The organism is Protofrankia sp. CiP3 (genome assembly GCF_917627345.1).
Lineage (GTDB): Bacteria > Actinomycetota > Actinomycetes > Frankiales > Frankiaceae > Protofrankia.
The window spans coordinates 1-2,515 of the sequence record NZ_CAKJTM010000071.1; the positions used below are offsets into that span (position 1 = coordinate 1).

At 65.7% G+C, this 2,515-nt stretch carries 3 protein-coding genes; all 3 read right to left on the bottom strand.

What is annotated here, in order from left to right:
* Positions 1-260 precede the first annotated feature (260 nt).
* Positions 261-842, bottom strand: a complete 582-nt coding sequence (locus MJ797_RS19465; protein WP_239337606.1) for a hypothetical protein — start codon at positions 840-842, stop codon at positions 261-263.
* Between the two features lie 541 nt (positions 843-1,383).
* Entirely contained in the window at positions 1,384-2,016 is a 633-nt protein-coding gene (locus MJ797_RS19470; RefSeq protein WP_239313681.1) for a response regulator transcription factor, read from the bottom strand.
* Positions 2,013-2,515 (bottom strand): sensor histidine kinase (locus tag MJ797_RS19475; RefSeq protein ID WP_374582604.1); only part of this gene is annotated, 503 nt, incomplete at its 5' end. The genes MJ797_RS19475 and MJ797_RS19470, both read right to left, overlap by 4 nt.

The window sequence follows — 2,515 nt, forward strand, 5'->3', positions numbered from 1 at the left end:
AGCGGTCATGCTGTTTGAACAGGTAGTCCGGTCAGTGGGCCGACGATACGTCAGGAGAATTATAGGACAAAATGTCCGCAAATCAGGCATGCTCCAGTTCGCCGCTGCCCCCGCGAGTGGGCGGCGGGTGAGATTCCCGCCGCCCACTCCACTGACTGTTACATTCCGTCGCGGCACGAGGTGGCCTGACCGCGGTACGGGTGGTTGAGCCTGGCGCTGAACAGGGCACGTTCGAGCTGTGGATCGCGCGAAATCGTTGGTCAGTAGCTGCTGCCGCCACCGCTGCCGCTGTCAGCGGTGGCGGCCTGCGTTGCGCTCGCGGCGGCCGGCAGGGTGACCGCGTGCCAGACGCCGCCGACACCGTCGCCCTTGGTGTCGCCCGCGGCGCTGTCGCCCGCGAAGGTGTAGAGCGGCAACCCACGGTACGTTGCCTGTATCCCGCCGTCGGGACGGACGATCGTACCGACGGGCTTTGCCAGCCCAGAGACTGTCACATCGCCCGGTGACCCCAGGAGCAGCGGCGGCCACTTGGCGACGCAGTCGGCCGCGGTGCAGCTACTGGTGTTGCTGCCCTTGTCTTTGTCGAAGCTGTACAACGTCCTGCCGGCGGGGGTGACGAGGGTACGTCCGAGCGAGGTCTGGCGGATACCTACGGGAGCGTCCTTGGTTGAGCCGGCCGTGGCATTGGCGGACGTAGTGGCGGACCATTCTGCCGCCTGGCTGGCGGAAGCGGCAGCGGTGCTCGGCGCTGAGGTGCTCTGGGAGCTGTCGGAACTCCCGCAGGCGCTGAGCGTGCCGGCCAGCGCCAGTGCCAGCACCGGCAGTATTGTCTTTCCTCGCATTGCTTCCTCCTGGTGTCTACGCACTTTCACGTAAAACACGTGAGGCGGCCGTCGGTGCGTTCACTTCCTGGCTGTCGGAGTGGTGACATTACCGCTTATTGATCTTTTGTTCGTGAGGTGGCGGCAGGGCTTCATGGGTGCCCTGGACGGATCAGGCATCCGGGGGTGCCGATGGGTTGGCCACCGTGGGATCGGGCGCGACGGGACCGCGATCGAGGCCTGGCCGAAGGACAACGGTCGCCGCTTGCGGCGCTGAGAATCTGCTTCGTCGACAGGGCAGAGCGCCCGGCCGCCGAGACCGCCGAGGCCGCGGATCTGGTCGCGACGTGGATAGAGTCAGGTGACGGCTGGCGTCTGGGTAGCGACAGAACAACGCCGGGCGTGACACGGCTGTTGGGGCGTAGACTCGACGATCGTCTAGTCCCGTCTTCCGCACATCATCCTTGCCGACCCACGGCGATTGCCAGGAGCGGCGACCATGGCAATGTGCTGACCGACAGCGATGCGACATGTGCGAAAAACGGGTTGGCGGGCCGCTATGCTACAGGATGCCGAGTTGGTTGGCGCGGCTGAGGGCCTCGACACGGTTGCGCGCGCCGAGTTTTTCCAGGGTGCGTTGCAGGTACGTCTTGACGGTATTACGGGTCAGGCCGAGCGCGGAGGCGATCTCAGGGTTCGTTTCGCCCATGGCGACATGCCGCAGGATGTCGTACTCGCGTCGGGTCAGGCCGTGTTCGCGCAGTTTTCGGTTGACCAGGAGAAGGCCATCCTGCCCGAGGTCGGAGAAGATGACGCGCTCGCCGGCCGCCACTCGACGGATGGCGTCGACGAGATCCGTGCGTTCGGTGTCTTTGACGACTATTCCATGACCACCCGCCGCCATGGCCGAATTGAGCGCGGCGTGATCGGGGTGGGCGGTAAAAAGAATGATTTTCAGGGCGGAGTGCTGCGCACGTAGCTCCTGAATCACTTCTGGGGCCAGCATGTCGGGCAGGCGAAGGTCGAGGAGAACCACGTCCGGGTGGAACTCCTGTACGGCGCTGATTGTCTCGCGTCCAGTGCGCGCGTAGCCGGCGATCCGCATGGAGGAGGTGTTCTGCAGCGCGAGCGTCACGCCGTCGAGAACGATGGGGTGGTCGTCGGCGACGAGGACTCGTATGACTCGGCCGGTCATGCCGGTACCCACGCCTGGACGGTGACACCATCGTCGTCGTTGGGTGCGACGGCGAGCGAACCACCGATCCTGGCCAGCCGGTCAAAGGCCGAGGCCAGCCCGAGACCAGTGTCGCGGGTATGGCCGTCGCCCAGGCCGACCCCGTCATCGGAGACCATGACGGCGACACCGCCCCGCAACGTGAAAATACTGATCACCACGGAGTGTGCGCGGGCGTGTTTCTCCACGTTGAGCAGGGCCTCGCGAACGGCATCGGCGAGTGCCTGGATATGGGAACGGGGCAGCGTGGGCAGCTCGGTAAGCGTGATCACCTGTGCGGTGATGGTGGTGCGGTCGGAGAAGGCCCGGCAGTGTTCACGCAACGCCACGCCAAGCGCGACCTGCTCGGGTGGGGCGCTGAGGACCCGTAACGAGTCGCGTAACGCGGCGGTGGTCTCGGCGGCCTGTTGCTCGATGGTCGACAGCCGGGTCCGGACATCCTGGTCGAGCCCGGGTATCG